This window comes from Variovorax flavidus, assembly GCF_030317145.1.
GTDB classification, from domain to species: domain Bacteria; phylum Pseudomonadota; class Gammaproteobacteria; order Burkholderiales; family Burkholderiaceae_C; genus Variovorax; species Variovorax flavidus.
Window position 1 is genome coordinate 96,964 of sequence record NZ_JASZYE010000012.1, and the last position, 6,000, is coordinate 102,963.

A 6,000-nucleotide genomic window follows, 5' to 3' on the forward strand; every position below is an offset into this window, starting at 1 on the left:
CTCCGTTACCACGAGGCATTCTTCATGGCCAAAAAGCGTCCCACTGCTGCCGCTCCTGCAGACTCAGAAATCCTGGCCGCGCGTGCGGCCGCCCGAAATACCGACAGCGGGCCGGCCAATCCGGCGCCTCCCGCGGCAGGCATCGGCGATCTGCCAGCACAGAAATCGATCGAGACGCAGAAACTGGCAGCGGCCATGCCCGACAACTCGAACAAGCCGCTTGAGTACGGCGAGGCCAACGCAGCAACGCCACCGGTCGGGCTCAGTGTCAGTCCGCCGTCGCGATTGTCCGGAGGCAGTTCCTTGTCTGAGGCGAACGCGTCCGAGAAGACGGGAGCTGCGGCGCCCGAGGGTGCCAACGCGACCATCGGGCCGCTGGACCGCGTGAGGGTCGACGCCTCCGGCCAGCGCCTGACCACCAATCAGGGTGTGCCGATCGCGGACAACCAGAACTCGCTCAAAGCCGGTGCACGAGGCCCGGTGCTGCTGGAGGACTTCATCCTTCGCGAGAAGATCACCCACTTCGATCACGAGCGTATTCCAGAGCGCATAGTGCACGCGCGCGGATCGGGCGCGCACGGATTTTTTGAGTGCTATGAGCCGTTAACCCAGTACACCAAGGCGGCGCCGTTCAAGGAGGCGGGCAAGGTCACGCCCGTCTTCGTACGCTTCTCTACGGTGGCCGGCGAGCGCGGCTCAAAGGACACTGCACGCGACGTGCGAGGCTTTGCCGTCAAGTTCTACACCGACGAAGGCAACTGGGATCTGGTCGGCAACAACATGCCGGTGTTCTTCATTCAGGACGCCATCAAGTTTCCGGACCTCGTCCACGCGGTCAAGCCTGAGCCGCACCACCAGATGCCGCAGGCTGCCAGCGCGCATGACACCTTCTGGGACTTCGTCTCCCTGATGCCCGAGTCCACCCACATGTTGATGTGGCAGATGTCGGACCGCGCTATCCCACGCAGCTTCCGCATGATGCAAGGTTTCGGCGTTCACACCTTCCGGCTCGTCAACGAAGAGGGAGTGGCAATGCTCGTCAAGTTTCATTGGCAGCCCAAGCTCGGGACCCATTCGCTGGTTTGGGAAGAAGCGGTGAAGATCTCTGGCGCTGACCCCGACTTTCATCGACGCGATCTGTGGGAGGCAATCGAGGCGGGTGAGTACCCGGAATGGGAGCTCGGCTTGCAGATCTTCACTGAGGAACAGGCTGATAAGTTCAGCTTTGACATTCTGGACCCCACCAAGATCGTGCCGGAGGAACTGGTGCCGGTCCAGGTGGTCGGCCGCCTGGTGCTCAACCGCAATCCCGATAATTTCTTTGCCGAGACCGAGCAAGTCGCCTTCTGCGCGGCCCACGTTGTGCCGGGCATCGATTTCACCAATGATCCGCTGCTGGCGGGTCGCATTCATTCGTATGTGGATACGCAGATCAGTCGGCTCGGCGGTCCGAACTTCCACGAGCTGCCAATCAATGCGCCGGTTGCCCAGGTACACAACAACCAGCGCGACGGCATGCACCGTCAGGCGATCCATCGCGGCCGGGTCGCCTACGAGCCGAACTCGCTGGCCGGAGGCTGCCCGTTCCAGGCGGGCGCTGCGCAGGGCTTCGCAAGCGTGGCCAGCCGACTCGACGCCAAGGAAAGTGCTGACAAGGTACGCATCAAGCCGGAGAAATTCGCGGATCACTACACCCAGGCCAGACTGTTCTTCGAGAGCCAGACGGAGGTCGAGAAGATCCATATTGCCAATGCGTTCCGCTTCGAGTTGTCAAAGGTCACTGTGCCGGCAATCCGCCAACGTGTTGTAGCCAGCCTCGCGAATGCGTCGCCGGCGTTGGCGGCGCGACTGGCCGCAGACCTCGGCATGGAATTGCCGCCAGCGTTGCCCAGGGCGCTGAAAAATCCGACCCCGCCTGAAGTCGAAACCTCCCCCGCGCTGTCGCTCACGGCCCGTCCTGGCGACGGCGGTATTCGCACCCGCAAGGTCGCTGTGCTTGTGGCCAACGGCGTCGAGGGCACGTCTATCGGAAAGGCCGTTTCTGCACTTATGGGCGCCGGAGCGGTGCCGAGGCTGGTAGGTGCTCGGCTCGGGACCTGCATCGGAGCAGGGGGGGAGAAGCTGGAGGTGGACGCGACGATGGAAAACAGTCCGGGCATGCTGTTCGACGCGCTGATCCTGCCGGACGGAGAGAGCGGCGTCGAGGCCCTGGACGCCGACGCACATACGCTGGAATTCCTGAGGCTTCAGTATTGGCATTGCAAGCCGATACTGGCTTTCGGCGCCTCGCAAGCGCTGTTGGCCGAGGCGCAGATTCCCATGACGCTTGCGGACGGCAGCCCTGACGAAGGCTTGATCCTGGCGAATGCGACAGACGCCGATGAAGCCGTCACCGCCTTTATTTCATCCATGGGCGCTCACCGACACTATGGGCGTGAGAACGAACCGCCCGTGGCCTGAATCGGTTGCCGCATATGCAGATTCAATCCCAATCCAGTTCCATGCCGCGTACTCAAGGGGCCTCGGCGGGCTGGCCTGTCGCCTGGAGGAGGCTTTGACTGACATCGCTGGTCGCCATGGTTTTGAGCTCGAGACTGCCCAAGTGATGTGGGAGGCCGTCACGCTCGGCCAGGGCGGCATGGCCCAGTTCGGCCATCCTGCGCTCGGCGGCAGCGGACAATGGATGCGCGGCGGCATGCTCATGATCGGTGACATGTTCGACCATGGGCTCAAGGCACGAGTGAACGCGCTGTGCGAGGGCTCGGCTTTACGCAGAGCACCCGCAGTGGCGCCGGCCGATGAAGGAGCCGGCCGAGGCCGGAGCCGAATGGTGGCCAAGCGGCCTTCATGGTCCGTCAAGCAGCGGGGCGCAGAACGGCATCCGCTATGCCTATTTTCCCGCTCAGCATCGCTTGGCGATTGAACGCTCGGGCAAGGTGGAGCTCTATGACACCGGCGATCACCTGATCGGCGGCGTCTCCCAGCAGCAAGGCGGTCGCGAATCGCTGACATTCGCGAGTCAGCAAGGGCTGGTCTCGCTGACATCGCTCAAGCGGTTGGACGAGGCGCACTCGACAGTCCGGCCTGCCGCTGAGCCTGTCGCGTTCTCGGCCCCGTCGGTAAAGGGGCCGCCGCAAGCTCCGATAGATCCATCGAGCGGCGCAACGGCCGAAACCAAGAGCGACCGTGGCGCTGTGCAAACTCTGGACACTATTGAACGACTCGCAGGCCTTCGCGAACGTGGCGTCCTGACGGAGGCTGAGTTCACTGCCAAGAAGACGGAACTCCTCGGGAGACTTTAATGGAACCCATGAAGCCGATGCAACCGATGGCTCCGATGCCACCTATGGAGGAGAAAGATTGGTGGCCGCCCGGCCTCGGCAGCCCGGCGAGTGTTGGCGCCCAGGACGAGTGGCGATATGCATTCTTTCCTGGCGAGCGTCGACTCGCGGTGGAGCACAACGGCAAGGTCACTCAATACGACACGGGTGACCATGCAATTGTTGGCGTCAGTCAGCGCCAGGAGGGTTCGGCCGCCGCGCCTGTCTTCACCAGCCAACACGGCGTGGTAACCCTCGCCGTGCTCAAACCGATTTCATAGTGGGAGCGAGGACGGCTTTCGAAATGCGCTTTTGCTGACATTCAGTCACCCTTCGTACAACAAGAATCAAGCGACAGATCCTTGAAGGGGAGTCGCAATGTTCGACAGCTACAAAGACAGGATTCAATCCTATTGCGAGGAGGCGGGTATCGAGGTGCCTGTCGGATTCGGCCGCCACGCGACCGGCCGCTACGTGGCGATCGACGAGGAGTCCCTGCCCCACAAGCTGGTAGCAACGACTTGGCCGAATCGCAAGGAAGCAGTGAACTATCTGCTCAACCTGGCGGTGGGCAGGAGGATGCGAATTCTCGACTTTAAAGATCGTTGCGAGCTAAGCTTCGACGGTAAGGCGAGCCTGCTCAAGTGCGGCACGTTCTGAGGTATGTCGCCCCGCCGCATCAGGCGTCGGTATGCGGCAGGTCGAAATGCCATGTCGGAAGGGTATCGCCCGTTGCGTCACCGTCCACGAGCTTCGCCAGGGCGACGGGCGGTCCTCAGCGTGATCGAGTAGCGAAGCGTATGTGACGGCACAACCGCGTGCTGCCATTCCCATCTCGCCGGACCCGTGATTCGATAAATGGATCGGGGAGCGATCGCAACACGAAGTCTACCGCCCAGCGGATCGATCCGGGACGAACGAGGTGTGTAGCGTCGGAACTCCATCTCGCCTTCGCCCGCCAGCGAGACACCGACTACATCTTCGAATTCAGGCACGTCCCTGTGCCAACCCAGTGGCGTCCCCGGCGAATACTCCGCGACCAATGCATGGACAAATGCCTCGGGCGGTCGGCCAAGCCAAGCCGAGGCCTCTTCGATGAGGGGCGCCAGTTCCGCCGGCATCGGCGGGGAGGGCATCAGCCGGTTGGCATCGAAGTCGTGGTGGCCGCCAAAGCCGATCCCGCGCCTGCGAGCGACATACTGTTGTAACGCATCGGGGCCAATGGAAGCAGTCGGATCCAAGCGATCAGGCTCCGTTCCTCCGCAAGGGACAGAAAGTCCGGCTCGTACGCCCACCCCTCTGGCGCGGCGTCGTCCTGGTCCGGTCCGAACAAGTCGTCTTGCTTCATGGGGTCAGACATTTCGCACCCGTCATCTCGAAGTGGATTTCAGCACACTGTCGCGATTTCCGAGGCGATCGTGTGTTGCCGGACCGATTCCTACTCATCTTGCGCATCGATCCGATAGCGGGCGACATCCGTTGTTCTAGTTTGAACGTCCAACGTCTGAAAGGAGTTCGAAATGAAGTCGAGAGATGATGAATGGCGCGGAGGTCGCGACTGGCGAGACGACCGGAACTGGGAAGGACGGAGTCGAGGGCAGAGGCAGCAGGAAGCCTTCCAGGGTCGCACCACTCAAATGGGTGGGTCGGAACCACGGGAACCGCGATGCGGTCTGGCGGCTTGATGAGGACCGGGGCTTGCGCGAGCGCTCGGACCCCGCCCGCGATGACAGCGCCCGGCGCCAAGGCGACGACTATGAACGCGGCTACTGGGCCAACGATTTCAATCGAGGCGACACGAGCGCGTCGGACTACGGCCGCATGCTCCATCGCCGCGACAGCTGGCGCACCCACGGTGAGGGCTCGCGAGCCGGCAGCCCGCGTAACTATGGCGGCTCGCAGCGAGCAGGGTGGGGCGGTGCCCGGTTCGGGCTACCCAAGCGACTACGGTGAGGATGACTGGAACGTGCCGAGCGGTCCGCGCACATGGGGCAGCGGCGTGGGCAGCGGCGTGCAAGGCCGAGGCATGAGGGTGAGCCGCCATTCGGATCCGGACTATCAACAATGGCGCGACGAACAACTGGAGCGATTCGTCGACGACTTCGAGGCGTTCCGGCGGGAACGCTACGGAAAATTCGCTGAGGAGTTCAACACCTGGCGCAGCAATCGCGCCGGCCAGAGGGCGTCGAGCGAAAGTTCCAGCGGGGCAGCGTCCAACGCCACTAGTGGTCCACGCACGACTGCCAGCGAATCACCGTCTGCGGCGAACGCGAGCCGCCCCGACACGTCTTCCTCCAAACAACAAGGCTAGCCGGGTATATCGGCGACGGCCTGGCACTCACGACCGCACGTAAGGTAGTCGCGAGCCAGTGCCCGTCGCCGACAGCGGCCTCATCGTTGCCATTTGCGCCGCGCAAGCAAGCGCCATCCCCGATTGGCGCTTGTGGCAGCCAATGCCAGATGATGAACTGGCTGGTAAGCCCGCGAAACTCAGCCCCCTTGCTCACCCGCGGCGCGGATCTCCACGCGGCGATTCGGCTCGAAGCAGGCAATAAGCGCAGTGCGGTTTCTGGCCTTGCCTTGGGCCCTGCAATCGGCTTCAGTGATCTTCAGCTCCGAGAAACTGCGGCCTTCGGTCGTGATGATGTTGGCCGGCACGCCTTGGGCGACCAGGTAGTCA

At 62.8% G+C, this 6,000-nt stretch carries 7 protein-coding genes and 1 pseudogene; 5 read left to right on the top strand and 3 right to left on the bottom strand.

Features of this window, described 5'->3' with window-relative positions; translation table 11 throughout:
- The first annotated feature begins 24 nt into the window (after positions 1–24).
- Positions 25–2,460 (top strand): catalase, encoded by a 2,436-nt coding sequence (locus QTH90_RS29140; protein WP_286668058.1) that lies wholly within the window; start codon positions 25–27, stop codon positions 2,458–2,460.
- Positions 2,461–2,512: 52 nt separating this feature from the next.
- Here the strand turns inward: QTH90_RS29140 and QTH90_RS29145 are convergent, their stop codons facing one another.
- Entirely contained in the window at positions 2,513–2,725 is a 213-nt protein-coding gene (locus QTH90_RS29145) for a hypothetical protein (RefSeq protein WP_286668059.1), read from the bottom strand.
- A 73-nt stretch (positions 2,726–2,798) separates the two neighbouring features.
- Between QTH90_RS29145 and QTH90_RS29150 the strand changes: the two genes are divergently transcribed.
- The 3 genes from QTH90_RS29150 to QTH90_RS29160 all read left to right on the top strand — a co-directional run bounded on the left by QTH90_RS29150 (position 2,799) and on the right by QTH90_RS29160 (position 3,980).
- A complete protein-coding gene (locus tag QTH90_RS29150) occupies positions 2,799–3,302 on the top strand; it encodes an SHOCT domain-containing protein (protein ID WP_286668060.1) in 504 nt (167 codons plus the stop codon).
- Positions 3,302–3,601 (top strand): hypothetical protein, encoded by a 300-nt coding sequence (locus tag QTH90_RS29155; RefSeq protein ID WP_286668061.1) that lies wholly within the window; start codon positions 3,302–3,304, stop codon positions 3,599–3,601. The genes QTH90_RS29150 and QTH90_RS29155 overlap by 1 nt, the downstream gene beginning before the upstream one ends.
- A gap of 97 nt (positions 3,602–3,698) precedes the next feature.
- Positions 3,699–3,980: a hypothetical protein gene (locus tag QTH90_RS29160; RefSeq protein ID WP_286668062.1), complete on the top strand. Its 282-nt coding sequence runs from the start codon at positions 3,699–3,701 to the stop codon at positions 3,978–3,980.
- A 77-nt stretch (positions 3,981–4,057) separates the two neighbouring features.
- On the opposite strand, the gene QTH90_RS29165 is transcribed toward QTH90_RS29160, so the two are convergent.
- Positions 4,058–4,456 carry an alpha-ketoglutarate-dependent dioxygenase AlkB gene (locus QTH90_RS29165; protein WP_353506647.1) on the bottom strand — a complete coding sequence of 133 codons (399 nt, stop codon included), beginning with the start codon at positions 4,454–4,456 and terminating at the stop codon, positions 4,058–4,060.
- A gap of 752 nt (positions 4,457–5,208) precedes the next feature.
- Here QTH90_RS29165 and QTH90_RS29170 point away from each other — a divergent pair.
- The gene (locus tag QTH90_RS29170; RefSeq protein ID WP_286668063.1) at positions 5,209–5,631 is read left to right on the top strand and encodes a hypothetical protein; all 423 of its coding nucleotides are present in this window, start codon (positions 5,209–5,211) and stop codon (positions 5,629–5,631) included.
- Between the two features lie 179 nt (positions 5,632–5,810).
- Here the strand turns inward: QTH90_RS29170 and QTH90_RS29175 are convergent.
- Positions 5,811–6,000 (bottom strand): annotated as a pseudogene (locus QTH90_RS29175) (hypothetical protein); the annotation flags it as partial.

Bases quoted from the DNA above. Each gene is read 5' to 3' on its own strand.
- QTH90_RS29170 (WP_286668063.1), top strand. From the start codon at position 5,209: ATGGCGGCTCGCAGCGAGCAGGGTGGGGCGGTGCCCGGTTCGGGCTAC.
- QTH90_RS29150 (WP_286668060.1), top strand. From the start codon at position 2,799: ATGAAGGAGCCGGCCGAGGCCGGAGCCGAATGGTGGCCAAGCGGCCTT.
- QTH90_RS29165 (WP_353506647.1), bottom strand. From the start codon at position 4,456: ATGCCCTCCCCGCCGATGCCGGCGGAACTGGCGCCCCTCATCGAAGAG.
- QTH90_RS29140 (WP_286668058.1), top strand. From the start codon at position 25: ATGGCCAAAAAGCGTCCCACTGCTGCCGCTCCTGCAGACTCAGAAATC.
- QTH90_RS29145 (WP_286668059.1), bottom strand. From the start codon at position 2,725: ATGGTCGAACATGTCACCGATCATGAGCATGCCGCCGCGCATCCATTG.
- QTH90_RS29160 (WP_286668062.1), top strand. From the start codon at position 3,699: ATGTTCGACAGCTACAAAGACAGGATTCAATCCTATTGCGAGGAGGCG.
- QTH90_RS29155 (WP_286668061.1), top strand. From the start codon at position 3,302: ATGGAACCCATGAAGCCGATGCAACCGATGGCTCCGATGCCACCTATG.